General features: G+C 62.2%; 25 protein-coding genes. 10 read left to right on the top strand and 15 right to left on the bottom strand.

The genetic code is table 11. The features are described from left to right. Positions 1-28: 28 nt before the first annotated feature. Complete coding sequence (gene dprA, locus LOY69_RS00125) at positions 29-1,135, bottom strand: DNA-processing protein DprA (RefSeq protein ID WP_213664495.1); 1,107 nt, start codon at positions 1,133-1,135, stop codon at positions 29-31. Between the two features lie 399 nt (positions 1,136-1,534). Here dprA and def point away from each other — a divergent pair, with 399 nt between their 5' ends. From def to LOY69_RS00100, 5 genes are all read left to right on the top strand, one after another. Beyond that, positions 1,535-2,041: a peptide deformylase gene (gene def / locus LOY69_RS00120; RefSeq protein WP_102862442.1), complete on the top strand. Its 507-nt coding sequence runs from the start codon at positions 1,535-1,537 to the stop codon at positions 2,039-2,041. A gap of 69 nt (positions 2,042-2,110) precedes the next feature. Next, positions 2,111-3,070 (top strand): methionyl-tRNA formyltransferase, encoded by a 960-nt coding sequence (gene fmt / locus LOY69_RS00115; RefSeq protein WP_265073974.1) that lies wholly within the window; start codon positions 2,111-2,113, stop codon positions 3,068-3,070. Continuing rightward, positions 3,067-4,392 (top strand): 16S rRNA (cytosine(967)-C(5))-methyltransferase RsmB, encoded by a 1,326-nt coding sequence (gene rsmB / locus LOY69_RS00110; RefSeq protein WP_110594144.1) that lies wholly within the window; start codon positions 3,067-3,069, stop codon positions 4,390-4,392. Before fmt ends, rsmB begins: the two co-directional genes overlap by 4 nt. A gap of 22 nt (positions 4,393-4,414) precedes the next feature. Next, entirely contained in the window at positions 4,415-5,788 is a 1,374-nt protein-coding gene (gene trkA, locus LOY69_RS00105; protein WP_102862439.1) for a Trk system potassium transporter TrkA, read from the top strand. A gap of 103 nt (positions 5,789-5,891) precedes the next feature. Next, positions 5,892-6,209, top strand: a complete 318-nt coding sequence (locus LOY69_RS00100) for a tetratricopeptide repeat protein (protein ID WP_170001370.1) — start codon at positions 5,892-5,894, stop codon at positions 6,207-6,209. 152 nt (positions 6,210-6,361) lie between these two features. Here LOY69_RS00100 and LOY69_RS00095 read toward each other — a convergent pair whose 3' ends face one another. The 3 genes from LOY69_RS00095 to tag form a co-directional block, all read right to left on the bottom strand. Beyond that, the gene (locus LOY69_RS00095; RefSeq protein ID WP_092318073.1) at positions 6,362-6,601 is read right to left on the bottom strand and encodes a PilZ domain-containing protein; all 240 of its coding nucleotides are present in this window, start codon (positions 6,599-6,601) and stop codon (positions 6,362-6,364) included. Between the two features lie 72 nt (positions 6,602-6,673). Beyond that, entirely contained in the window at positions 6,674-7,561 is an 888-nt protein-coding gene (locus LOY69_RS00090) for a lysophospholipid acyltransferase (protein WP_102881409.1), read from the bottom strand. Between the two features lie 43 nt (positions 7,562-7,604). Continuing rightward, positions 7,605-8,168, bottom strand: a complete 564-nt coding sequence (tag, locus tag LOY69_RS00085) for a DNA-3-methyladenine glycosylase I (protein ID WP_102881408.1) — start codon at positions 8,166-8,168, stop codon at positions 7,605-7,607. Positions 8,169-8,249: 81 nt separating this feature from the next. Between tag and glyQ the strand changes: the two genes are divergently transcribed. The 4 genes from glyQ (at position 8,250) to LOY69_RS00065 (ending at position 12,658) form a co-directional block, all read left to right on the top strand. After that, positions 8,250-9,203: a glycine--tRNA ligase subunit alpha gene (glyQ, locus tag LOY69_RS00080; protein WP_003177094.1), complete on the top strand. Its 954-nt coding sequence runs from the start codon at positions 8,250-8,252 to the stop codon at positions 9,201-9,203. Continuing rightward, positions 9,200-11,254 carry a glycine--tRNA ligase subunit beta gene (gene glyS, locus LOY69_RS00075; RefSeq protein WP_102881407.1) on the top strand — a complete coding sequence of 685 codons (2,055 nt, stop codon included), beginning with the start codon at positions 9,200-9,202 and terminating at the stop codon, positions 11,252-11,254. Before glyQ ends, glyS begins: the two co-directional genes overlap by 4 nt. A gap of 17 nt (positions 11,255-11,271) precedes the next feature. Beyond that, positions 11,272-11,805 carry a D-glycero-beta-D-manno-heptose 1,7-bisphosphate 7-phosphatase gene (gene gmhB / locus LOY69_RS00070; protein ID WP_092318060.1) on the top strand — a complete coding sequence of 178 codons (534 nt, stop codon included), beginning with the start codon at positions 11,272-11,274 and terminating at the stop codon, positions 11,803-11,805. A gap of 82 nt (positions 11,806-11,887) precedes the next feature. Further along, the gene (locus tag LOY69_RS00065; protein ID WP_102881406.1) at positions 11,888-12,658 is read left to right on the top strand and encodes a lysophospholipid acyltransferase family protein; all 771 of its coding nucleotides are present in this window, start codon (positions 11,888-11,890) and stop codon (positions 12,656-12,658) included. Between the two features lie 181 nt (positions 12,659-12,839). Here the strand turns inward: LOY69_RS00065 and LOY69_RS00060 are convergent, their stop codons facing one another. The 3 genes from LOY69_RS00060 to LOY69_RS00050 form a co-directional block, all read right to left on the bottom strand. After that, positions 12,840-15,158, bottom strand: coding sequence for a CHASE2 and HATPase_c domain-containing protein (locus LOY69_RS00060; RefSeq protein WP_265073973.1), 2,319 nt, complete (start codon positions 15,156-15,158; stop codon positions 12,840-12,842). A gap of 18 nt (positions 15,159-15,176) precedes the next feature. Next, on the bottom strand, positions 15,177-16,175 hold the full coding sequence (locus LOY69_RS00055) for a FecR domain-containing protein (protein ID WP_265073972.1): 999 nt from the start codon (positions 16,173-16,175) through the stop codon (positions 15,177-15,179). 400 nt (positions 16,176-16,575) lie between these two features. Continuing rightward, complete coding sequence (locus LOY69_RS00050) at positions 16,576-16,863, bottom strand: hypothetical protein (RefSeq protein WP_102881403.1); 288 nt, start codon at positions 16,861-16,863, stop codon at positions 16,576-16,578. A 232-nt stretch (positions 16,864-17,095) separates the two neighbouring features. Between LOY69_RS00050 and LOY69_RS00045 the strand changes: the two genes are divergently transcribed. Further along, positions 17,096-17,824 carry a response regulator transcription factor gene (locus tag LOY69_RS00045; protein ID WP_102881402.1) on the top strand — a complete coding sequence of 243 codons (729 nt, stop codon included), beginning with the start codon at positions 17,096-17,098 and terminating at the stop codon, positions 17,822-17,824. A gap of 27 nt (positions 17,825-17,851) precedes the next feature. Here the strand turns inward: LOY69_RS00045 and LOY69_RS00040 are convergent, their stop codons facing one another. The 8 genes from LOY69_RS00040 to dnaA form a co-directional block, all read right to left on the bottom strand. Next, on the bottom strand, positions 17,852-18,172 hold the full coding sequence (locus tag LOY69_RS00040) for a hypothetical protein (RefSeq protein WP_180988448.1): 321 nt from the start codon (positions 18,170-18,172) through the stop codon (positions 17,852-17,854). Beyond that, complete coding sequence (locus LOY69_RS00035) at positions 18,169-18,654, bottom strand: DUF4265 domain-containing protein (RefSeq protein ID WP_123390188.1); 486 nt, start codon at positions 18,652-18,654, stop codon at positions 18,169-18,171. The genes LOY69_RS00040 and LOY69_RS00035 overlap by 4 nt, the downstream gene beginning before the upstream one ends. Next, a complete protein-coding gene (locus LOY69_RS00030; protein ID WP_110594151.1) occupies positions 18,647-18,976 on the bottom strand; it encodes a hypothetical protein in 330 nt (109 codons plus the stop codon). Before LOY69_RS00030 ends, LOY69_RS00035 begins: the two co-directional genes overlap by 8 nt. Before the next feature lie 22 nt (positions 18,977-18,998). Beyond that, on the bottom strand, positions 18,999-19,403 hold the full coding sequence (locus LOY69_RS00025; protein ID WP_110652500.1) for an Imm1 family immunity protein: 405 nt from the start codon (positions 19,401-19,403) through the stop codon (positions 18,999-19,001). A gap of 121 nt (positions 19,404-19,524) precedes the next feature. Then, positions 19,525-21,942 (bottom strand): DNA topoisomerase (ATP-hydrolyzing) subunit B, encoded by a 2,418-nt coding sequence (gyrB, locus tag LOY69_RS00020; protein ID WP_110594153.1) that lies wholly within the window; start codon positions 21,940-21,942, stop codon positions 19,525-19,527. 4 nt (positions 21,943-21,946) lie between these two features. Then, on the bottom strand, positions 21,947-23,050 hold the full coding sequence (gene recF, locus LOY69_RS00015) for a DNA replication/repair protein RecF (RefSeq protein WP_102862424.1): 1,104 nt from the start codon (positions 23,048-23,050) through the stop codon (positions 21,947-21,949). Positions 23,051-23,070: 20 nt separating this feature from the next. Further along, positions 23,071-24,174, bottom strand: a complete 1,104-nt coding sequence (gene dnaN, locus LOY69_RS00010) for a DNA polymerase III subunit beta (protein ID WP_011058392.1) — start codon at positions 24,172-24,174, stop codon at positions 23,071-23,073. A gap of 38 nt (positions 24,175-24,212) precedes the next feature. After that, the gene (dnaA, locus tag LOY69_RS00005; protein WP_265073971.1) at positions 24,213-25,754 is read right to left on the bottom strand and encodes a chromosomal replication initiator protein DnaA; all 1,542 of its coding nucleotides are present in this window, start codon (positions 25,752-25,754) and stop codon (positions 24,213-24,215) included.

Genomic DNA, 25,754 nt, shown 5'->3' with positions numbered 1-25,754 from the left:
CGCAGTTTACCGATCCTGCCTATAAAACCTAGCTCAGACGCGCAAACCAGCGGCCGTTTTCGTTGACGGCCCGCGCCTCGATTTCCAGCTCGGTCAGTGCCGCCAGCACCCGGGGCAGGGACCAGCCGCTAGCAAGCGCCAGGGCCTCGCTGCTGTGGGGGGCCGCCTGAAGCAGCGCCAACAGCGGATGCTCGCTGGCCTCCAGCGGCGCGGCGGCAGGCGGTGGCAGGTGTTGCCAACCTCTCAGGGTTTCCAGGATGTGCTGCACGCTTTCCACCAGCACCGCGCCATCACGGATCAGTTGATGACACCCCCGGGCACCGGGGTGATGAATCGAACCGGGGATCGCGTACACCTCGCGGCCTTGCTCGGCCGCCAGGCGGGCGGTGATCAGCGAGCCGCTGGCGACACTGGCTTCCACCACCAGCACCCCCAGGGACAAGCCACTGATGATCCGGTTGCGCCGGGGGAAGTGCTCCGGACGTGGGCCAGTGTCCAGGGGGAACTCGGAAATCACTGCGCTGCCCTGCTCGATCATCGCCCTGGCCAAGGCCCGATGCCGCTGTGGATAACATTTTTCCAGGCCCGTGCCCAACACCCCCACGGTACGCCCACCCACGTCCAGGGCCGCCTGGTGCGCAGCGCCATCGATCCCCAGGGCCAGGCCGCTGGTGATCACGAATCCGGCGGCGGCCAGACTCCGGGAAAACGCCGCGGCCGTGTCCAGTCCCGGACGCGAAGCCCGACGGCTGCCCACCAGCGCCAGCTGCGGCCGTTGAAGAATCGACGGATCGCCGGCCACGAACAACAGCGGTGGCGCATCCTCCAGTTGCGCCAGCAGCGGGGGATAGTTGGGCTGGTCCCACATCAGCAAATGCTGGGCCTGGTTGTCTATCCAGGCCAGTGCGCGGCGGGCGCCTTCCCGAACTTCGACACTGCGCCGGGCATCGGTACAGGCCGTCGGCAGACCCAGGGAGTGCCAGGCGCTGGCCGGAGCACTGAGGGCCTTGGAGGCTGAACCGAAGGCCTGGAGCAAACGCCCAAAGCGCATGGCGCCCAGGGCGGGCAGGCCATGCAAACGTAAACGGGCTTCCAGTTCCGCGGGGGAAATGGCGGCACTGATCGAGTGCGACATGGATCATCCTTGATCGTCATCGGTCCGGCGAAAGCCGGAACAAGCTGTGGATAAGTCTGTTGGTAACTTGTTGAGGAAAGGTTTCCTGCTGCGCCAGGGAGATGCCCTGCCGAGGTCGGTCTTGCTCTGCCCAACCACCCGTGCAGCCAACCGCAAGCACGCCAATCAAGCCTGACGCAGCCGCTTGCAGGTCCGACCGATGGCGGTCCAGCCCAATAGCAGCAGGGCGAACAGACATTTCCTCAGGGGCTGAATCCCTTTATTATGTGCGTTCGCGTAAAACGCCAGAGCCTGCGCGGCTCGCTCCTTTGCAGAGCACGTTTTGCATCGGCGGCCCAGGTCCAGGACCTGCCAGGACGCCGACTCCGCCCTTACTTCACACGTGTAGCAATTACGCTTATGGCCATTTTAAACATCCTCGAATTCCCCGATTCGCGCCTGCGCACTATCGCCAAACCCGTGGCCGTAGTGGACGACGAAGTGCGTCAGTTGGTCGATGACATGTTTGAAACAATGTATGAGGCCCCAGGCATTGGTCTGGCGGCGACCCAGGTCAACGTGCACAAACGCGTCGTGGTCATGGACCTGTCCGAAGATCGCAGCGAGCCCCGGGTATTCATCAACCCCGAGTTCGAAGCCCTGACCGACGAGATGGACCAGTATCAGGAAGGCTGCCTTTCGGTGCCGGGTTTCTACGAGAACGTCGACCGTCCGCAGCGCGTCAAGATCAAGGCCCTGGACCGCGATGGCCAGCCCTATGAGCTGATCGCCGAAGGTTTGCTGGCGGTGTGCATCCAGCACGAATGCGACCACCTCAACGGCAAGCTGTTCGTCGACTACCTGTCCACGCTCAAGCGTGACCGGATCAAGAAGAAGCTGGAAAAGCAGCATCGCCAGCAGGCTTGATGACCGTCTTGCAAAGGCTTGCCACGGCAAGCCTTTTTCTTTTCCGCATGTTTAACATCGAGAATTCCCATGACTGAGCCACTGCGCATCGTCTTTGCCGGCACCCCCGAATTCGCCGCCGAACACCTCAAGGCCCTGCTCGACAGCCCTCACCAGATTGTCGCGGTCTACACCCAGCCGGACCGTCCGGCGGGGCGCGGGCAGAAGCTGATGCCAAGCCCGGTCAAACAGCTGGCCCTGGAGCACCAGATCCCGGTGCTGCAACCGCCCACCCTGCGCAATGCCGAGGCCCAGGCCGAACTGGCGGCGCTCAAGCCGGACCTGATGGTGGTAGTGGCATACGGCCTGATCCTGCCTCAAGTGGTGCTGGATATTCCGCGCCTGGGCTGCATCAACAGCCACGCCTCCCTGCTGCCGCGCTGGCGCGGTGCCGCGCCGATCCAGCGCGCCGTAGAAGCCGGCGACGCGCAAAGCGGGGTGACCGTGATGCGCATGGAAGCCGGCCTGGACACCGGGCCGATGCTGCTCAAGGTCAGCACCCCAATCAGCGCCCAGGACACCGGCGGCAGTCTGCACGACCGCCTGGCCGAGCTGGGCCCGCCGGCAGTGCTGCAAGCCATCGAAGGCCTGGCCGCCGGCACCCTGGAAGGCGAAATCCAGGACGACAGCCTGGCGACCTACGCCCACAAGCTGAACAAGGATGAAGCGCGCATCGACTGGAATCGCCCGGCCGTGGAGCTGGAGCGCCTGGTCCGGGCCTTCAATCCCTGGCCGATCTGCCACAGCACCCTCAATGGCGAAGCCCTGAAAGTCCTGGCAGCCACCCTGGCCGAAGGCCGTGGCACCCCGGGCGAGATCCTCGGCGCCAGCAAGGACGGCCTGATCGTCGCCTGCGGTGAACAGGCGCTGTGCCTGACCCGCCTGCAACTGCCCGGGGGCAAGGCGCTGAACTTCAGCGACCTGTTCAACAGCCGCCGCGAGAAATTCGCCATCGGCACCGTCCTCGGCCAGACGGCGGACGCCCAATGAACCCGCGCCTGGCCGCCGCCAAGGCCCTGACCGCGGTCCTCAACGGCAAGGCCTCGCTCAACAGCTCGCTGCCGGTCCAGCTGGACAAGGTCGAGGTCCGGGACCGCGGCTTCACCCAGGACCTGGCGTTCGGCACAGCACGCTGGCAGCCGCGGTTGTCGGCGCTGGCGGCCAAGCTGCTGCAGAAGCCGTTCAAGGCCGCCGATGCCGATGTCGAGGCGCTGCTGCTGGTGGGTCTCTATCAGTTGCTCTACACCCGGGTGCCGGCCCACGCCGCCATCGGCGAAACCGTGGGCTGCGCCGACAAGTTGAAAAAACCCTGGGCCAAGGCTCTGCTCAACGCCGTGCTGCGCCGCGCCCAGCGTGAAAGCGAGGCCCTGTTGGCCGAGCTGGAACATGATCCGGTGGTGCGCACCGCCCACCCACGCTGGCTGCAGAAGTCCCTCAAGGCCTTCTGGCCTGAGCAATGGGAAGCCATCTGCGCCGCCAACAACGCTCACCCGCCGATGATCCTGCGGGTCAATCGCCGTCATCACTCCCGGGATGCCTACCTGAAGCTGTTGAGCCAAGCGGGGGTTGCGGCCAAGGCCTGCGTCTACAGCCAGGACGGCATCGTCCTCGACGAAGCCGGTGATGTGCGCAGCCTGCCGGGCTTTGCCGAAGGCTGGGTCAGCGTCCAGGACGAAGCCGCGCAACTGGCTGCCGATCTGCTGGAACTGGCCCCGGGGCAGCGGGTGCTGGATGCCTGCTGCGCCCCGGGCGGCAAGACCTGCCACATCCTCGAAGTGCAGCCGCAATTGGCTGGCGTGGTGGCGGTGGACCTGGAAGCCAAGCGCCTGGTGCGAGTGCGAGAAAACCTCGACCGCCTGGGGCTCGATGCCCAGCTGATTGCCGCCGACGGCCGGGATACCCAGGCCTGGTGGGACGGCCAGCCGTTCCAGCGCATCCTGCTGGACGCTCCCTGCTCGGCCACCGGGGTGATTCGTCGCCACCCGGATATCAAACTCACTCGCCAAGCCGAAGACATCGCCGCCCTGGCGCAATTGCAAGGCGAACTGCTGGACGCCCTGTGGCAGACCCTGGAAGTGGGCGGCATCCTGCTCTACGCCACCTGCTCGACCCTGCCCACCGAGAACACCGAAGTGATCGAGGCCTTCCTGTCCCGCACCCCGGGAGCTCGTGAGTTGGACATCGGCGGCCAACTGGGGCAGCCTGCGGCCGGCCTCAAGCAGCCCCACGGACGCCAGTTGCTGGCGCAAGAGGGCGGCCACGACGGCTTCTATTACGCCAAACTGATCAAGATCGCCGCAGCTCGCGGCTAAACGGTTTTAAGGGAGTGACTGGATGAAGATCATCATCCTCGGCGCCGGGCAAGTGGGTGGCACGCTGGCGGAACACCTGGCCAGCGAAGCCAACGACATCACCGTGGTCGACACCGACGGCGAACGCCTGCGCGACCTCGGCGACCGCCTGGACATCCGCACCGTGCAGGGCCGCGCCTCGTTCCCGACGGTATTGCGCCAGGCCGGCGCCGACGACGCCGACATGCTGGTGGCGGTGACCAACAGCGACGAAACCAACATGGTTGCCTGCCAGGTCGCCCACACCCTGTTCCACACCCCGACCAAGATCGCCCGGGTGCGCGAAGCCGCCTACCTGACCCGCGCCGGGCTGTTCGACAACGACGCGATCCCGGTGGACGTGCTGATCAGCCCCGAGCAGGTGGTGACCAACTACATCAAGCGTTTGATCGAACACCCCGGCGCCCTGCAGGTGATCGACTTCGCCGAAGGCAAGGCACAACTGGTGGCGGTCAAGGCCTATTACGGCGGTCCGCTGGTGGGCCAGCAACTGCGCCAGTTGCGCGAGCACATGCCCAATGTCGATACCCGGGTGGCGGCGATCTTCCGCCGCGACCGGCCGATCATGCCCAAGGGCGATACGGTGATCGAAGCCGACGACGAAGTGTTCTTCATCGCTGCCAAGGCCCACATCCGCGCGGTGATGAGCGAGATGCGCCGCCTGGAAGAGTCCTACAAGCGCATCGTCATCGCCGGTGGCGGGCAGATCGGCGAGCGCCTGGCCGAGGCCATCGAAAGCCGCTATCAGGTGAAGATCATCGAGATGAACCCGGCCCGCTGCCGCTACCTGTCCGACACCCTGGACAGCACCGTGGTGCTGCAGGGCAGCGCCTCGGACCGCGATCTGCTGCTGGAAGAGAACATCGCCGACGCCGACATCTTCCTGGCCCTGACCAACGACGACGAGGCCAACATCATGTCCTCGCTGCTGGCCAAGCGCCTGGGGGCGAAGAAGGTCATGACCATCATCAACAACCCGGCCTATGTCGACCTGATCCAGGGCGGCGATATCGACATTGCCATCAGCCCGCAACTGGCCACCATCGGCACCCTGCTGGCCCACGTGCGCCGCGGCGATATCGTCAGCGTGCACTCCCTGCGCCGTGGCGCGGCGGAAGCCATCGAGGCCATCGCCCACGGCGACGCCAAGTCGAGCAAGGTGATCGGCCGCGCCATCGAGAGCATCGGCTTGCCGCCGGGCACCACCATCGGCGCGATCATTCGCGATGAAGAAGTGCTGATCGCTCACGACGACACGGTGATCGAAGCCGGCGACCACGTGATCCTGTTCCTTGTGGATAAAAAGCACATTCGCGACGTGGAGAAACTGTTCCACGTCGGCCTGAGCTTCTTCTGATCAACCACTGTGTAGCCGCTGCCGCAGGCTGCGATCGACTGCACCGCAGGCGCTGCCCTTGCGCAGCCTGCGGCGGCTACATGAGCCCACAGGAGTGACAACGATGCTTGAATCGCTGGAAAAAATGCTCGCCAAGGGTGTGGATAACGCCTTGCTGCGCTTTGGCCTGGGCAAGGGCTATCTGGACCAGGGCGATTTCGCCAAGGCCGCCGAGCACCTGCAGCACTGTGTGAGTTTCGATCCCAAGTATTCGGCGGCCTGGAAGCTGCTGGGCAAGGCCTGCCAGGGACAGGGCGACCTGGCGGCGGCGCGTCAGGCCTGGGAACAGGGCCTGGAAGCGGCCCGGGGGCATGGCGACAAACAGGCAGAAAAGGAAATGACCGTGTTCCTGAAAAAACTCGATCGCCAGTCTCAAGGCTGACCCCTATCCCCTGTAGCCGCTGCCGAAGGCTGCGAACGGCCCGCAGGGACGCAAATATCTTGAGACGACACAGGTTCGGCTGGAGATCGCCAAGCAAGGCCCTTCGGTCCTTTTCCCAGCCTCGCGGGCTCGGCAGCGGCTACAGGACGATTTCACAGGTAGCGCAGGGCGATCCCTTCCGCGTCCGCCTGGACCACTTCCATGCGCACCCTGGGCGCCGCCGCCGGCAAGCCCTGCACCTGGCCATAGACCACCGCGCCCTTGGGCAACTGCGCCAGGACCGGGCTTTGCACATAGACGCCACTGGCAGACAGGTTGCGAGTCTGCCCCAGGCATTCGCCAATGCTCTCGTGGGAAATCTTGATGCGAAACGACTTGCGGTGCTCGGACATCTTCTGCGCCCTTGTTGTGTGTGCTGTGGATAACGCCCTACGCGAAGTTATCCACAGATCGTGCCAGCTCGGTCAGTACCAGCGTGCCTCACCCGGCGGGCGCTTCTTGAAGCGTTTCATGCTCCACATGTACTGGCTCGGATACGCCCCGACATAGCGTTCGACCACCTTGCTCATGGCCGCACAGGAGGTTTCGGTGTCGGTGCTGTACATGTCGTCCGGGGCCGCTTCGAGGATCACCTTGTAGCCCGAACCATCCGGCAGGCGCAGGGCGTGAAGGAACACCCCCACGGCCTTGCCGCCGGCCAGCATGTTCGGCACGAACTTGCTGGTCAGCGCCTGGGTGGCGAAGAAGGGCACGAAGATCCCGGCGGATTCGGCCGGTTCCGGGTCGGCGGGAATGCCCACCGCACCGCCTTTGCGCACTTCCTTGATGACGCTGAGGATGCCTTCCTTGGTGGAGGCGGCCACGCGGTTGCCCAGTTGCACCCGCTGCTTGCGCAGCAGCTCGTCCACGGCCTTGAGCTTGGGCGGACGATAGAAAATGATCGGTTTGCACTGACTGCAATAGAAGTGGTTGAGCACTTCCCAGTTGCCCAGGTGGCTGGTGATGCCGACCACGCCCTTGCCCGAGGCCAGGGCGTCCTTGAGTACGTCCAGGCCCTCGACCTCCCGCACCAGAGCAATGGAGCGCTCCGCCGGCCAGATCCAGGCGCAAGCGCTTTCGGTCAGGGACTTGCCGATGTCTTTCAGGCTCTGTCCCACCAGACGCTCGCGCTCGGCGGGGTCCATCTGTGGAAAACATTTGGCCAGGTTGATGCGCACCACGTCGCGGGAGCGATTGGGGGTCTTCCACATGATCCAGCCGATGGCCGCGCCGACCGCCTGCACCGCGCGCCAGGGCAGCAGGGCAAACAACCGCAGAGCGCCCACCAGCAGGGCGCCTTTAAACTTATCCACAAATGACTCCTGATCTGTCGGTCTGAAGCGTGTCGCGAGCCGGCTATTCTAACCGCGCGTTGGAGAGGATGGCGTAACGATCACAGTCGCGGGTGTGATCCATGACCATGCCCGAAGCCTGCATCAGCGCGTAGCAGATGGTCGGGCCGACGAAGGTGAAACCGGCTTTCTGCAGGCCGCGGCTCATGGCTTCGGCCTCCGGGGTCACCGCCGGCACTTCGCTGCGGTCCCGGAAATGATTGATTTTGGGCACACCACCGACGAAGGACCAGAGAAAGGCCACCGGGTCTTCCAGCTCCAGCCAGGCCTGGGCATTGCGCCGGGCGGCGTTGAGCTTGAGGCGGTTGCGGATGATACCGGGGTCCTGCATCAGGTCCTCGATCTCGGCGTCGCTCATCTGCGCCACGCGCTGCACATCGAAGCCGAACAGCACCTGACGATAGCGCTCGCGCTTCTTCAGCACGGTGATCCAGGACAGCCCGGCCTGGAACCCTTCGAGCAATAACAACTCGAACAGACGCTGCCCATCGCGCAGCGGCACGCCCCACTCCTGATCGTGATAAGCCATGTACAGCGGATCGTCGGAACACCAAAAGCAGCGTGGCATAAGGCTCCAGGGGGCGTGCGCAGGACTGAATCGGGTATACTCCCGCTCCTTAAATCGCAGCCCAAGTAACAGGTGAATTTCGTGAGCCAGCCTACGCCAGCCGTGCGTACCTTCCAAGACTTGATCCTCGCCCTCCAGCAGTACTGGGCCGAGCAAGGTTGTGTGGTACTTCAGCCCTACGATATGGAAGTAGGCGCCGGCACTTTCCACACCGCCACATTCCTGCGGGCCATTGGCCCGGAAACCTGGAACGCCGCTTATGTGCAGCCCAGTCGTCGCCCGACTGACGGCCGCTACGGCGAAAACCCCAACCGCCTGCAGCACTACTATCAGTTCCAGGTGGTCTTGAAGCCCAACCCGGAGAACTTCCAGGAGCTGTACCTGGGTTCCCTGAAGCACGTGGGCCTGGACCCGCTGGTGCACGACATCCGTTTCGTCGAGGACAACTGGGAATCGCCGACCCTGGGCGCCTGGGGCCTGGGCTGGGAAGTCTGGCTCAACGGCATGGAAGTGACTCAGTTCACCTACTTCCAGCAGGCCGGTGGCATCGAGTGCTACCCGGTGACCGGCGAGATCACCTACGGCCTGGAACGCCTGGCCATGTACCTGCAGGGCGTGGACTCGGTGTACGACCTGGTCTGGGCCGACGGCCCGTTCGGCAAGGTCACCTATGGCGATGTGTTCCACCAGAACGAAGTGGAGCAGTCGACCTACAACTTCGAACACGCCAACGTCGAGAAGCTGTTCGAACTGTTCGATTTCTACGAAAGCGAGGCCAAGCGCCTGATCGAGCTGGATCAGCCGCTGCCGCTGCCGAGCTATGAAATGGTCCTCAAGGCCTCGCACACCTTCAACCTGCTGGATGCACGCCGGGCGATCTCGGTGACTGCGCGTCAGCAGTACATCCTGCGTGTGCGCACCCTGGCGCGTTCCGTGGCGCAAGCCTACCTGCTGGCTCGCGCCAAGCTGGGCTTCCCCATGGCGACCCCGGACCTGCGTGATGAAGTGTTGGCTAAGTTGGAGGCGGCACAATGAGTGCGCAAGATTTTCTGGTTGAACTGGGCACTGAAGAACTGCCACCCAAAGCCCTGAACACCCTGGCCGAAGCCTTCCTGGCCGGCATCGAGAAAGGCCTGCAGAGCGCCGGCCTGAGCTTTCAGGCCAAGCACGTGTACGCCGCGCCACGGCGCCTGGCGGTACTGATCACCCAGCTGGACACCCAGCAGCCGGATCGCAGCATCAACCTCGACGGCCCACCACGCCAGGCGGCCTTCGATGCTGAAGGCAACCCGACCCAGGCGGCCCTGGGTTTTGCCAAGAAGTGCGGCGTCGAACTCAGCGAGATCGACCAGAGCGGCCCGAAACTGCGCTACAGCCAGAGCATCAAGGGCAAGCCGACCGCCAGCCTGCTGCCGACCATCGTCGAAGACTCGCTGAACGACCTGCCGATTCCCAAGCGCATGCGCTGGGCGGCGCGCAAGGAAGAGTTCGTGCGTCCGACCCAATGGCTGGTGATGCTGCTGGGTGACGACGTCATCGACTGCACCATCCTGGCCCAGAAGGCCGGTCGCGACTCCCGTGGTCACCGCTTCCACCACCCGCAAAGCGTGCGCATCACCTCGCCGGCCAACTACCTGGCCGACCTGCGTGCCGCCTACGTGCTGGCCGACGCCAACGAGCGCCGCGAGCTGATCAGCAAGCGCACCGCGGAACTGGCCACCCTGCAAGAAGGCACGGCGATCGTCCCGGCGGACCTGCTGGACGAAGTGACCGCCCTGGTGGAATGGCCAGTGCCACTGGTGTGCTCGTTCGAGGAACGTTTCCTTGAAGTGCCCCAGGAAGCCCTGATCACCACCATGCAGGACAACCAGAAATACTTCTGCCTGCTGGACGTGGACGGCAAGCTGCTGCCGCGCTTCATCACCGTGGCCAACATCGAGAGCAAGGACCCGCGCCAGATCATCGAGGGCAACGAGAAAGTCGTGCGCCCACGCCTGACCGACGCCGAGTTCTTCTTCAAGCAGGACAAGAAGCAGAAGCTCGAAGACTTCAACCTGCGCCTGCAGAACGTGGTGTTCCAGGAAAAACTCGGCAGCGTCTACGACAAGGCCGAGCGGATTTCCAAGCTGGCCGCCTTCATTGCCCCGCGCATTGGCGGCGACGCCCAGCGCGCCGCCCGTGCCGGCCTGCTGTCCAAGTGCGACCTGGCCACCGAAATGGTCGGCGAGTTCCCGGAGATGCAAGGCATCGCCGGCTACTACTACGCCCTCAATGACGGCGAGCCGGAAGACGTGGCCCTGGCCCTCAACGAGCAGTACATGCCGCGTGGCGCCGGCGCCGAGCTGCCAAGCACCGTGACCGGTGCCGCCGTGGCCATCGCCGACAAGCTGGACACCCTGGTGGGGATCTTCGGCATCGGCATGCTGCCCACCGGGAGCAAGGACCCCTACGCCCTGCGTCGCGCGGCCCTGGGCGTGCTGCGTATCCTCATCGAGAAGAAGTTCGACCTCGACCTGAACGACGCCGTGGCCTTCGCCGTCAGCGCCTTCGGCAGCAAGGTCAAGGCCGCCGGCCTGGCCGACCAGGTGCTGGAGTTCATCTTCGACCGTCTGCGTGCCCGTTATGAAGACGAAGGCGTGGATGTGGCCACCTACCTGTCGGTACGTGCCCTGAAGCCGGGCTCGGCCCTGGACTTCGACCAGCGCGTACAAGCCGTGCAGGCCTTCCGCAAGTTGCCGGAAGCCGCCGCCCTGGCCGCGGTGAACAAGCGCGTGTCGAACCTGCTGAGCAAGATCGAAGGCAATGTGCCGACCACCGTCGAAGCCAAGTACTTCGACAACGCCAACGAGTTCTCCCTGTACTCGGCGATCCAGCAGGCGGACCAGGCTGTACAGCCGATGGCCGCAGCGCGTCAGTACAGCGAGACCCTGGCCCGCCTGGCCGCTCTGCGCGAGCCGGTGGACGCCTTCTTCGAGGCGGTGATGGTCAATGCCGAGGATGCCAAGGTGCGGGCCAACCGCTATGCGCTGCTGGCGCGTCTGCGGGGCCTGTTCCTGGGTGTGGCGGACATTTCGGTACTGAGCTGATCAGGTAAGGAACTGCTGTGAAACTGCTGATACTCGACCGTGACGGCGTGATCAATCACGACTCCGATGCCTACATCAAATCGGTGCAGGAGTGGATTCCAATCCCCGGCTCGATCGAAGCCATTGCGCAGTTGAGCAAGGCCGGCTGGACGGTGGCGGTCGCCACCAACCAGTCCGGCATCGCTCGCGGCTACTACGACCTGGCCACCCTCGACGCCATGCATGCGCGCCTGCGCGAGCTGGTGGCGGAGCAGGGCGGCGAGGTCGGGCTGATCGTCTATTGTCCCCACGGCCCCGACGAAGGGTGCGCCTGTCGCAAACCGAAACCGGGCATGCTGCGGACCATTGCCGAGCATTACCAGGCAGAACTGACAGGTCTATGGTTTGTCGGTGACAGTCTCGGTGACCTGGAGGCCGCAAAAGCCGTCGACTCTCAGCCAGTATTGGTAAAGACCGGGAAAGGCGAAAAGACCCTGGGGAAAACCCTGCCGGTAGGCACCTTGATTTTTGACGACCTGGCGGCCGTTGCCGCTGAACTTATCCACAATTAGGCCCCTTCTGGCATCCTGACCAAGGACTGTTCGGGAGAGCGCTTTTTAACAGGCGGGCATGCCCGCAATGGTAAATGCCGCTATGTCGATCCTGCAGGCCATCAGAACCTTCTTCTTTTACCTGCTGTTGGGCACCAGTTCCTTGCTGTGGTGCTCCCTGAGCTTTTTTATCGCGCCGTTCCTGCCCTTCAAGGCGCGCTACCGCTTTATCAACGTCTACTGGTGTCGCTGCGCGCTGTGGCTGACCAAGGTATTTCTGAACATTCGCGTGGAAGTGAAGGGCGCTGAAAACGTCCCCGAGCGGCCCTGCGTGATCGTCTCCAATCACCAGAGCACCTGGGAGACCTTCTTCCTCTCGGCCTACTTCGAGCCTTTGAGCCAGGTCCTCAAGCGTGAGTTGCTGTATGTGCCGTTCTTCGGCTGGGCCATGGCCATGCTGCGCCCCATCGCCATCGACCGCGACAACCCCAAGGCGGCCCTCAAGCAAGTGGCGAGCAAGGGCGACGAACTGCTCAAAGACAATGTCTGGGTGCTGATCTTTCCGGAAGGCACTCGCGTGCCCTATGGCACCGTCGGCAAGTTCTCCCGCAGTGGCAGTGCCCTGGCGGTAAACGCCGACCTGCCCGTGCTGCCAGTGGCCCACAACGCCGGCAAGTTCTGGCCGAAGACCGGCTGGGCCAAGCGCCCGGGCACCATCACCGTGACCATTGGCGCGCCGATGTACGCCGAAGGCAGCGGCCCACGCGCCATCGCCGAGCTCAACGACCGGGTTGCCGCCTGGAATGAACAGGCCCAGCGAGATATGGGCTCATTGCCACCATTGGCGACTTCCACGGATAAGGTTGCTGTATGAGCTTCTGTGGATAACCTGTGTACGACTATTCGTACAACGGCTGAAATCGACCTATAAATCACTGATTTATATGTATATTTCCCAAGCTCATAAAATGTGGAAAAACGTGCATAAGTTTTACCGCAGCCAAAAAAACCGGCCTTGATGCCGGTTTTTTTTCGCCTGGAATATCCCCGCGCCCTTATTCCTCCAACAAGGGCAGCTCAAGGATGAAACAGGAACCCTGGCCCACCTCGCTGCGGCAGCTGATCCGCCCTTGATGCCGGTCCACCACCGCCTTGACCATGGACAGTCCCAGGCCCAGGCCGTCGATGCCCTTGGCCGAGGCAAACCGCTGGTACTGACCAAACAACAGGGGCAGTTCCTGGGCCGCAATGCCCCGGCCCTGGTCGATGATTTCGCAACGCAGCCAGCCCTCGGCACAGCTCACCCGAACATTGACGGTGGAATTCGCCGGGCTGTACTTGATGGCGTTTTCCAGCAGATTGAACAGGGCCCGGGTCAGCAGCGGCTGATCCGCCAGGATCATGCTCTCGCCATCCTCATCCAGGTCGTGCACCAGGTGGATATGCTTCAACTGGGCCAGGGTCGTGGCCTGGTCGAAGGCGTCCAGGACCAGCATGGCAAACATGCTCGGCGCAAACTGATAGGCCTCCGACTCGGCCTTGGCCAATTGCACGAATGCCTCGGTCAGCCCCAGGGCTCGACGCACCTGCTGCTCGATCTGGCTGTAGACCTGCCTGGGTGGCGATGGCTGGCGGCTCTGCACGTCCAGCAGCGCGAGGATCGCCGAATGGGGCGCGCGCAGGTCATGGGAAAGAAAACGCAGCAATACGCCCCGTTGCTGTTCGGCGTCCCGCTCGACGCTGAGGTCGGTGAGGCTCAACAACCAACCGATGGCGTTGTCACTGTCCACCGGCAGCAGCGGCGCCAGTTCCATGCGCAGGCTGCGTTGCTGAATGTCGCGAAACTCCAGCGCCGTCAGTTGCTCAAGCCTGGGATAGTGCGCAGGTTCCGTCAGGCCCGGATAGCCCAGGGCGGCCAATTGCGCGATCAAGGGCTGCCCGACCAGTGAGTGGGCGAACACTTCCCGGGCATTGCGATTGGCCAGCAGAATCTTGCCGTCCGGGTCGCTGATCAGGGTCGCCACCGGCAAGTACTCCAAGCCGTCGGCGATAAAGCGCCGGGTATCCCGGGTCCGGCTCAGGGCCTGTTCCAGGGCGACGATCTGCCCTTGCAGCACATCACCGGCGGGGGTCTGGCCACGACGGCGCTCCGGCAACACCTTGGGCTCGTTGTCCAGGCGCTCCAGCTCCCAACCGAAATAGGCCAGGATCACGCTGAGCCGACGCCAGTTCCAGATCAGGTACGCCAGCAGCATGCCCAGCAGGCTGGCCACCGGCGACCACCAGTAGCCCAAGCGCAGCATCAGCACCGATCCCAACAGGGCCAGGCCCATGCAGCCCAGGGTTATCCACAAGGCGTGGCGCGGACGCCACAGCAACAATCCGAGCAAGGCTGCGGTCAGGGCCATGGACCACAGCATCCCCGGCCACTGGCCCAGGGCGACGATGCTGCGATGCTGCAACAGGCCATTGAGCAGGTTGGCCTGGATCTCCACGCCCGGGGTGGTGCCCTGGCTGCCGGATTGCGGGGTGACATAACGGTCGCCCAGCCCCGGTGCGGTGGACCCCACCAGGATCAGCCGGTCACGCAGCAACTCGGCAGGCACCTCGCCACGCAGCACGCTGACATAGGGCACGCTGGGAAAGCCCGCCGCCTTATCGATAAAGGCAATACGTACCGGGTTGGCTCGCAGCCAGCCCCTGCTGATCTGCGCAGTCGCGGGGCCCGGCATCAGCGACGACAGCGGATCGGCTTCGGTGAGCTGATAGAGCAACCAGGTCAGTTGCGCCCGCGGCGCCTGCTGCGGACCTTCGCGCAGGTAGACACTGCGCACGGTGCCGTCGGCATCCGCTTCTGCGTTGATATGCCCGAGCCCCCGAGCACAGTGGCGCAGCACCGGCACCGGAGGGATCTCCTCCAGGTCCTGGCCATAGCGAGCAACCCCCTCGCGCAGCACCGGCAGGAACACCGTGCCGGAGCGACACAGGGCGGCGGCCAACTGCGTGTCGTTTTCTACAGTGCTGCCGGGTTCGCTGAGGATCACATCGAACAGCACGCCTTTGACCTTGGCGTCCGTCAGCCGGTCCAGCAACTGTCCATGGAGCGCCCGTGGCCAGGGCCAGCGTCCCAGTTGCTGCAGGCTGTAGTCGTCGATGGTCACCAACAGAATGCGCGGGTCTACCAGCAGCGGGGTAAAACGTCGCAGGTTGTCATAGAACAGGTTGTTCAAAGCCAGGCCGTGGCTCAGGGACAGTAAGGCAGTCAGGGGCAGAAGAATCAGGCCAACCCACAACCATTCACGTACCAGGCGGCGAAACAGGCGCTGGGCCTGGGTCGGTTCACGGCCGTTGGCCCTTTGCTTCCAGAGACTCATCGGCGGCCCGCCGACGGGTTATTGAACACGAGTGGTCCTGGGGTAGTAGAAGATGTCATAGACCCCGGTTTCTCCTTCCAGGCCATGCTCGTCGAACGCCGAGAGCCGTACATGATAGAAAAACGCCTTCAGGCCAGTGAAGTTCACTTCCGGGGTGCTGGAGAACTGTTCTTGCTTGATGTTGAGGAAACCCTTGTCGGTGGCCACCTGTGCCCGATAGCGACGGGCACCCGGCAAAGGTTGCAGGATCAGCTGCCAGACGGGCAGGGCGCCGGTTTGTCCGGCCTGCCCCAGCAGCCGGGGCGCGGCCAGCAGTTCCACTGGTTTGAGCTCGCCCTGCTTCTGAATGCGCAAACCCTGGCGCGCCATGACCTGGACTTCCCCTGGCCGCGGACCTGCAGGTTTATCCACAACGCGCTTGCCGGAACGTCGAGCAGCCTTGCTCGGCGGCTCGTCTTCGCGGCTCACCGCCACCTGGCCGTTGAGCACCTCCACCAGGGATTGCTGATCGTCATTACGCACCCGGAAATGAGTCCCTCGTACCCCCAACACGCCCACGGGGGTCACGATCTGGAAGCGGTCGTGGTCGCTGTTGCGCTTGATCACATAGGACTCGATCTGGCCCTGTTCCAGGACCACCTGAGGAATGCTGTATTGCGTATTGAGTTGCAGGGTGATCTGGGAACTGGAGGGCAACACCACTCGCGAACCATCCCCAAGGGACAGGCTGACGAAAGCCGATGGCGAAGTTTTCACCCCTTCTTTCTCATCGATGCTCATGCCTTCTTCCAGGGCCACCTCGCGGCCCTTGGCATCCAGTTTCCAGGCATCACCCGTCAGATGCTCGACGGTAGCCGGCAAGGGCTGGCCACGGCATTGCTGGTTGTCATCTATATAGGGAAGGCGTTGCGGGGCAGCCTGCACGGCGCACGATGGCAGGATCAGACCCGCTAGCAGCAATGCGGCGCACGCCACCTGCAACCGGCCAACGGACGGAGAAGGGCAGAGGTCATTCATGAATATGCTTTGAGCCTTTGGGAAAACCACGGCGAAATCCTACGCACCATACCTGAGGCAGCGCGTGGGCAGAAAGCCGGACGCTGCGCGGCGTCGCCCAAAGGAGAGAGGACGAGTCGGAACCGGGAGGGAAGCGCACAGGGAGCGAAGAAAGTGACACGTCCCTGTGTCGGAACCGAGGCGACAGGTCGCCCGGCCCAAAGTCCTGAGGAGGCACTCCCTGTATTCCCCTTCAACGACGCACGCAAGCGCGCGTTGTGCCGCCAGCCTGGCGGTTGACACTCCCTGTGTCGGAGCACTTCCAGGTGCCCCCGTGTGCCACTCAGCGAGGAGCAATGTAACGCTGGCCGAGAGACTGCGACGGATTTGCAATATTTGTTCAGAATCATCGCCCCGCCTGCTAAAAGACCCAGCGTGGTGCAGGTGCCTGCCAATCCGCAGGCAGGGCTGTTCTGCCCAGTACCGGTTCGGCATCCAGGGTCAGGCGGGTTTCATGGCTGTCGGGCGAGGCCAGTGTCGAGTAAACCTCGGCCTTGGCCGCCTCACAGCAGGAAGCGGATGGCGACGGCAAGACGCTGGCACTGATCCCCAGATAAGCCGCCAGCATCAAACTGACCAGGCGCAGCGGATCATCGCCGCTGAACATTCTGACCAACGCGACCTGGCCTTTGCTGAACATGTTCCCCATGGTTCTTTTCCTTGCTTGAGCGAGCCGGTATCGTGCTGCTGCGATAGCCCCCCAGGCACCCGTGCTCCAGGTGCCTTACCGGCTATTTGATATCAGCGTACCGAGGGAGCAGGGGCTCAAGAGCAATTCGCCATAATTGTTCAGAATCAGCCAAGGCACCTAAACTTCCCCCAGCCTGAAGCCGCTGGATCTGCGTCTCAGGTGCTCTTCGAACCATAAGGAACTGCCTGGCATGCGTGTCGCGATACTGGATGACGAACCCGCAGAACTGGCACGGGTGGAACAGACACTGCGAGAAATTCCCGGCCCCGGTGAAGCCGCCTGGTCCCTGCATCGCTTCGAACGGGGCGAAGACCTGCTACGCCAACTGCGGCGGGAAACCTTCGACCTGCTGATTCTCGACTGGCAAGTGCCGGACCTCAGCGGCCTGTCGTTGCTGCGCTGGACCCGCGAGCACATGGACTCCCCTCCGGCGGCCATCATGCTCACCAGCCGTGATGCCGAGAGCGACATCGTCCAGGCCCTGAACACCGGCGCCGATGACTACCTGAGCAAGCCTTTTCGTCCCAACGAACTCAAGGCCCGGGTCAATGCGGTGCTGCGCCGCCACGGCCTGCAGCGCAGCAACAGCGAGGAGGTCCTGACCTTCAATGACTTGAGTTTCGATGACGCCGAACTGACCGTCACCCGCGCCGGTGCCCCCATCAGCCTGACCGAGCGCGAGTACCGTCTGGCCCGCTGCCTGTTCGCCAACCTGGGCCGGCCGCTGTCCCGGGAGTACCTGTACGAACGGTTCTGGACCCACGAGGAAATCATTTCCTCGCGCCCCCTGGATACCCACATCTACCGTCTGCGCAACAAGCTCGGACTGACCGCGGACCGTGGCTGGCAGTTGCTGACGATCTACGGTTACGGCTACCGGCTGGAAAGTGTCGCGTCGCCTGACGAGCAGGGCAACTGACTGCTTGCCGTCAAAAGCGGCTTGAAATCACTGCGGGTCCTGCCAGACATCTTCATAGCCGGCGCGGTCGATGATGAAACGCGTCCCGCTTGGCAGATACAGGTAATCGATCACCTCCGGCAACAGCTCGGGCAGGTGCTCGACGCACAGAGGCTGGTAGAAATCCAAGGCTGTGGAATGTTCGCCGCAGTGGATAAACCAACTGATCGTGCCGTTCTCCGGCAACTCGACCCGGGTGCCATAGATGGGCGACTGTGCCAAGGAACCGGTGGCCAGTGCAATCATCGGCTCCGGTGCCTGGGGAGCTAGATCGTAGCGCTCACAGATAAGCTGCTGTCTTTCGTTCATTCGGCCAGCCACCAATTGAGCAAGGTCTCGTCATCGGTGTCATCGAGGTTTTTATAGATGTTGGCGTAGTACCACTCGATGCCCGTGGTCTCGCGGAAGCGGTTGAAGAACAGGGCGATGTTGTCCATGCCGTTTCGCGCCGGCACCGACAATGTCAGATTGCCCTTATAGCGCCCGTCGAGCATGCCGCCCAATTCGCTCGCCACATCCGCCGCCAGGGCAACGATATGTTCTTCAGGAATATGATCTGCATAAATGTGGATGCAGAAGTTGCCGCCTCGCTTGAGCACCACGGCGGGGGCCTGGGGGTCCTTGATCGAAATGATGTCGCCCTTGGCCAGGTTCAGCGTCAGCCCCGGTGAGTAGAGAATCTCGTAACTGTCCTCATCGATCCGCCGTACATGCAGCGGCTCATAGACCGGGCCGTGGCTGTTCTGCCCCGCAACAACCCGGATCGATATTTCCTGGTTTTCATCATCCATAACAAATTTCCGAGCGATTGCTGTTGTAAAAAAAGGGTGAAAAGAGCCTGGCCGGGCCCAGCCGCCGCTCGAAGAACAATGACGACTCACCGCGCTGGGCAAAATCCAGCGTGGGTTTTTCATGGCATTGAAACAGGCTGGGCAGCCCAGTGATCAGACTGGGCACTGGAATGAACCGGTCCCACAGCACCTGTGACTCTGCCTGATCAAACAGCACAACGCGCTGTTTGTCGTCAGCACCCAGACCACAATCTGCGGCATTGAAACGCCAGGCGATGGGGAAGCGTGCTTCATCGCATAGGTGGCTGCTTGTACCTGCCAAGGTCAACGTCCTTACTGTCCAGTTAGCCTTCCACTTCCCAGGCCAGATCGGGATCAGCCGAGCCATAGGCCGAGAAATAAGCCAGGGCCTGTCTCGCTCGCTCTTTAACCACACACTGATACCGAGGGTAACTGCCGGACTGGCCGCCCACGACCAATTCAACCCGCTGATCGTCAGGACTGTCTGCGCTGAGCAGGGTCTGCAACGATTGGTCGACGTCCTGGGCAATAAAGACCACATACTGATCGGCCGCACCGCCCCCGATATGCATCAGGGTCTCGTCGCTGAAGAAAAAAACCGTCGAGCTGAAAGCCTTTCCGTCCAGGCGGTTGAGCGCGGACAGCACCTGCGTCGAGTCGGGGTTCAACCACTCATGGGTGTGGCAACGATTACCGGCATATTCATCTTCAATGATTTTCTTGAGCATTCGTCATGACTGCCTTGTCCGGATAAAAACGTAAATCGTTATGGATGAGGGATTGAACAATCTGCCAATAAAAAAGGCCAACGCAAGCGTCGGCCTTTTTATTTTCAGCTGTGTCCCTGGATCAGAAGTCCAGGTTGGACACCGCCAGGGCGTTGCTTTCGATGAAGTCGCGACGTGGCTCGACCGCATCACCCATCAGGGTGTTGAAGATCTGGTCGGCGCCGATGGCGTCCTCGATGGTCACCTTGAGCATGCGGCGCATGCTTGGGTCCATGGTGGTTTCCCACAGTTGGTCAGGGTTCATCTCGCCCAGACCTTTGTATCGCTGGATGGTGTGGCGCTTGGTGCTTTCCGCCATCAGCCAGTCCAGGGCTTCCTTGAACTCGGTGACCGCTTTCTTGCGTTCGCCGCGCTGAACATACGCGCCTTCGTCCAGCAGGGTGCTCAGTTGAGCGCCCAGGGAGACGACGGTCTTGTAGTCGTTGCTGCCGAAGAAGTCGCGGTTGAAGGTGACGTAGTTGGACAGGCCGTGGGAGATCAGCTCGACCTCTGGCAGCCAGACATTACGCTCACGGTCTTCCCGCAGGCTGGCCTTGTAGACCAGGCCCGACTTCTCGGAGGTGCGCAGGCGGGCGTCGTACTTGGCCAGCCAATCCTGCATGGCGGCGTGATCGGACAGTTGCTCCATGGTCACGGCCGGCAGGTAGATGAAGTGCTCGGTCAGTTCCTGCGGGTACAGGCGCGACAGGCGCTTGAGGGTCTTCATCACCATGCGGAAATCGTTGACCAGGCGCTCCAGCGCCTCGCCGGAGATCCCTGGAGCTTCGTCGTTCAGGTGCAGGCTGGCATCTTCCAGAGCCGACTGGGTCATGTAGTCTTCCATGGCCTCGTCGTCTTTGATGTATTGCTCTTGCTTGCCTTTCTTGACCTTGTACAGCGGCGGCTGGGCGATGTAGATGTAGCCGCGCTCGATCAGCTCCGGCAACTGACGGAAGAAGAAGGTCAGCAGCAGGGTACGGATGTGCGAACCGTCAACGTCAGCATCGGTCATGATGATGATGTTGTGATAACGCAGCTTGTCGATGTTGTACTCTTCGCGGCCGATGCCGCAGCCCAGCGCGGTGATCAAGGTGCCGACCTCTTGCGAGGAGATCATCTTGTCAAAGCGCGCCTTCTCGACGTTGAGGATCTTGCCCTTGAGCGGCAGGATCGCCTGGGTCTTGCGGTTGCGTCCCTGCTTGGCGGAGCCGCCAGCAGAGTCACCTTCCACCAGGTAGAGTTCGGACAGGGCAGGGTCCTTTTCCTGGCAGTCCGCCAGTTTGCCCGGCAGGCCGGCGATATCCAGCGCGCCTTTACGACGGGTCATTTCACGGGCTTTACGCGCCGCTTCACGAGCACGAGCAGCGTCGATCATCTTGCCCACCACCAACTTGGCTTCGTTGGGGTTTTCCAGCAGGAAGTCGGAGAAGTACTTGCCCATTTCCTGTTCGACAGCGGTCTTCACTTCGGAAGACACCAGCTTGTCCTTGGTCTGGGAGCTGAACTTAGGGTCCGGCACCTTCACCGAGATGATCGCGGTCAGGCCTTCACGAGCGTCGTCACCGGTGGTGGCAACCTTGTGCTTCTTGGCCAGGCCTTCGGCTTCGATGTAGGTATTCAGGTTACGCGTCAGAGCAGAACGGAAGCCCACCAGGTGGGTGCCGCCATCGCGCTGTGGAATGTTGTTGGTGAAGCACAACAGGTTCTCGTTGAAGCTGTCGTTCCACTGCAGGGCGATTTCCACGCCAATGCCGTCTTCACGCTGGACGTTGAAATGGAACACCTGGTTGACCGCTGTCTTGTTGGTGTTCAGGTATTCAACAAACGCCCGCAGGCCACCTTCGTACTTGAACAACTCTTCCTTACCGCTGCGCTCGTCCTTGAGGATGATGCCGACACCGGAGTTGAGGAAGGACAGTTCACGAATCCGCTTGGCCAGGACGTCCCAGCTGAAGTGGATGTTCTTGAAGGTTTCAGCCGAAGGCTTGAAGTGGATCTGGGTACCGGTGGTTTCGCTGTCGCCAACGATCTTCATCCGCTCTTGCGGAACACCGTGGACATAGGTCTGTTCCCAGATCTTGCCGCTGCGGCGCACAGTGAGGATCAGCTCTTCGGACAGGGCGTTCACTACCGATACACCTACGCCGTGCAGACCGCCGGATACCTTGTAGGAGTTATCGTCGAACTTACCGCCGGCGTGGAGCACGGTCATGATGACCTCTGCCGCCGAGACGCCTTCTTCTTTATGCACATCTACCGGGATACCGCGACCGTTATCGCGAACGGTGATGGATTCATCCGGGTGGATGATGATGCTGATGTCGTCGCAATGACCGGCCAGCGCTTCGTCGATGGAGTTGTCGACCACCTCGAACACCATGTGGTGCAGACCGCTGCCGTCATCGGTGTCGCCAATGTACATACCGGGACGTTTGCGTACGGCATCCAAACCTTTCAGCACCTTGATGCTGGTCGAGTCGTACGTATTTTCTTCGCTCATGCCTTCACTCCCGATGGTCGTGGGTCTGGGTGATACGGCCTTGTTCCACGTGGAACAAAGCGACTGGCGTTTCCGTCTGCCAGCCTTCCCTCAATAATTCGTGGTCTACACAGGTGATAAACACCTGGCAGCGTAAGTCTTCCAACAAGCGACAAAGTGCGCGGCGATGCTGCTCGTCCAACTCGGACGGCAAGTCATCCACCAGATAAATACACTGACCGCGACGGGCCTGGCTCACCAGGTGCCCCTGGGCAATGCGCAAGGCACAGACCACCAACTTCTGCTGGCCACGGGACAAGATGTCCGCGGCGTTGTGTCCGCCTAAGCGCAGACGCAAATCAGCACGTTGTGGACCGGCCTGGGTATGACCCATTTGCTGATCACGGTGCAGGGCGGCCGCGAGCACTTCACTGAGCTCTCGGTCCTTGTCCCAACCACGGTAATAGCTAAGCGTCAGGCCCTCGAGCTGCAACAACTCGCCCAAGGTCCGCTCAAAGACTGGTTTCAAGGCTTTGATGTATGCGCGGCGGTATTCATCGATTTCAGCGCTGGCCTGACACAGTTCCCGGTCCCAGGCCGCTTGCGAAGCGGCGTCAAGTGTACCATGCCGCAGCCATGAGTTCCGCTGCCGCAGGGCCTTCTGCAAGCGCTGCCAGGTGGACATGAAGCGAGGTTCCACATGGAACACTCCCCAGTCCAGGAACTGTCGGCGGATCTTTGGAGCGCCTTCCAGCAGACGAAAGCTGTCCGGATTGATCAGTTGCAGCGGCAGGATTTCCGCCAGCTGCGCCGCGCTGCGGGCATTCTGACCGTCGATGCGGATCTGGAACTCCCCCTGACGATCCCGGGATATCCCCAGGCTGCTGTGCCCACCCTGGGCCAACTCCACCTGGCCAAAGACCGTACAAGCCAGCTGTTCATACTGGATCACCGGCAACAGGCGGGCACTGCGAAACGAGCGGGCAAGCCCCAGCAGGTGGATGGCTTCCAGCACGCTGGTCTTGCCACTGCCGTTGGCGCCGTAGAGAAGGTTGATGCGGGGAGAGGGGGAGAAGGTCACCGGGTGCAGATTGCGCACCGCGGTGACCGAGACGCGACTGAGGGACATCTAGCTTCTGCTGAGCATGATTACAGGCGCATCGGCATGACAACGTAAGCCGAGTCGTCGTTGTCGGATTCCTGCACCAGCGCACTGCTGTTGGAATCGGACAGGATCAGGCGCACCTGTTCAGTGGTCATCACGCCCAGTACGTCCAGCAGGTAGCTGACGTTGAAGCCGATTTCCAGCGAGCCGCCGTTGTATTCCACACCCACTTCTTCTTCCGCTTCTTCCTGCTCCGGGTTGTTGGCCTGGATCTTCAACTGACCATTGGCCAGCTGCAGACGGATACCGCGGTACTTCTCGTTGGACAGGATCGCGGTACGGCTGAAAGCTTCACGCAGGGCCTGACGGTCACCCAGTACCAGCTTGTCACCGCCTTTTGGCAGCACGCGCTCGTAGTCAGGGAACTTGCCGTCCACCAGCTTGGAGGTGAAGGTGAACTCGCCGGTAGTGGCGCGAATGTGGTGCTGACCCAGGACGATGCTGACGTTGCCATCCGGCTCGGTGAGCAGACGGGCCAGCTCCAGGATGCCTTTACGCGGCACGATCACCTGATGGCGATCGGGCTGGCCGATATCCGCCTGCATCGAGCACATGGCCAGACGGTGACCGTCGGTGGCCACGGCGCGGATGATCCCGGCGGACACTTCCAGCAGCATGCCGTTGAGGTAGTAGCGCACGTCCTGCTGGGCCATGGCGAAGCTGGTGCGTTCGATCAGGCGACGCAGGCGGCTCTGCTCCAGCTGACAGGTCAGCGAACCCGGGCCTTCTTCCACGGTCGGGAAGTCGTTGGCAGGCAGGGTCGACAGGGTGAAGCGGCTACGACCGGCCTTCACCACCAGTTTCTGCTCGTCGACCTTGATGTCGATCAGCGCGTCGTTGGGCAGGCTCTTGCAGATGTCCATCAGCTTGCGCGCGGGAACGGTGATTTCCCCCGGCTCTGCGGGCTCTTCAAGTTGCACACGACCGACCAGCTCGACTTCCAGGTCGGTACCGGTCAGCGACAGTTGCTGGCCTTCGACAACCAGCAGCACGTTGGAAAGTACCGGCAAGGTCTGACGGCGTTCGACGACGCCGGCGACCAGTTGCAGGGGTTTCAACAGGGCTTCGCGTTGAATGGTGAAATGCATGGTCTAGTCCCTTGCCTTAATAAGCTGCGTTGGAGTCATCAAGTGGTCAGAGTACGCAGCAGGTTCTTGTAGTCCTCGCGGATGTCCGCGTCGGATTCCTTAAGTTCATTGATCTTGCGGCAGGCGTGCAGCACCGTAGTGTGGTCGCGGCCACCGAACACATCACCGATTTCCGGCAGGCTGTGGTTGGTCAGTTCCTTGGACAGGGCCATGGCCACCTGGCGGGGGCGGGCTACCGAACGCGAACGTCGCTTGGACAGCAGATCAGAAATCTTGATCTTGTAGTACTCGGCGACGGTGCGCTGGATGTTATCCACAGACACCAGCTTGTCCTGCAGCGCCAGCAGGTCCTTCAACGATTCGCGAATCAGCTCGATGGTGATGTCGCGCCCCATGAAGTGCGAGTGGGCGATGACTCGCTTGAGTGCGCCTTCCAGTTCACGGACGTTGGAACGAATTCGCTGAGCAATGAAGAACGCCGCATCGTGGGGCAGTTCGACTTTGGCCTGGTCGGCCTTCTTCATCAGGATCGCCACCCGCGTTTCCAGTTCCGGCGGTTCGACCGCTACCGTCAGGCCCCAGCCGAAGCGGGACTTGAGGCGTTCTTCCAGGCCTTCGATTTCCTTCGGATAACGGTCGCTGGTGAGAATCACCTGCTGGCCGCCTTCGAGGAGGGCATTGAAGGTGTGGAAGAACTCTTCCTGGGAACGCTCCTTGCGAGCGAAGAACTGGATATCGTCGATCAGCAATGCGTCGACCGAACGATAGAAGCGCTTGAATTCGTTAATGGCGTTGAGCTGCAACGCCTTGACCATGTCCGCAACAAAACGCTCGGAATGCAGGTACACGACCTTGGCATTCGGGTTCTTCTTTAATAAGTGGTTACCCACGGCATGCATCAAGTGGGTCTTACCCAGACCGACGCCGCCATAAAGGAAGAGCGGGTTATAGCCATGCTTGGGGTTGTCCGCCACCTGCCAGGCCGCTGCCCGAGCCAGTTGGTTGGACTTACCCTCGACGAAGTTTTCAAAGGTGAAGGTGCGGTTCAGGTAGCTGGTGTGCTTGAGCGCACCTTCTACCTGGACAGTACGCTGCTCAGCGCGTACCGGTGCCTGCTGCGAGCTGGCGCCCGCCATCGGGTCGAAGCTGTCACGAGAGGGTTCTTCGCTGACCTCGGCACTCTTCTGCGCCGCGGCTTTCTTGGCCGGAGCTGAAGTCGGTGCCGGAGTTGGCGCAGGAGCCGCCGCCGGGGTGGCATTGGCTGCTGACGCTTGCAGCGCTTGCGAGGCAGCGGCGGCCAGTGGCGCATTAGGTGCAGCGCGAGGCGCCGAACTGCGTTTGCTGCCTATTAATAAGGAAAGAACCGGCGCACTGCCGTTGCCGTGTTCATCCAGCAGCTCGAGCACGCGGCCCAGGTACTTTTCGTTGACCCAATCGAGAACAAAACGATTCGGTGCGTAGACACGCAACTCGTCGCCTTCGGCTTCGACCTGTAGCGGACGGATCCAAGTGTTGAATTGCTGGGCAGGCAGCTCATCACGCAGAAGCTCCACGCACTGCTGCCAAAGTTCCACTGACAC

Origin of the sequence: Pseudomonas sp. B21-059 (assembly GCF_026016285.1) — a bacterium.
Lineage (GTDB): Bacteria > Pseudomonadota > Gammaproteobacteria > Pseudomonadales > Pseudomonadaceae > Aquipseudomonas > Aquipseudomonas danubii.
This window is presented reverse-complemented; position numbering and strand designations above follow the sequence as displayed.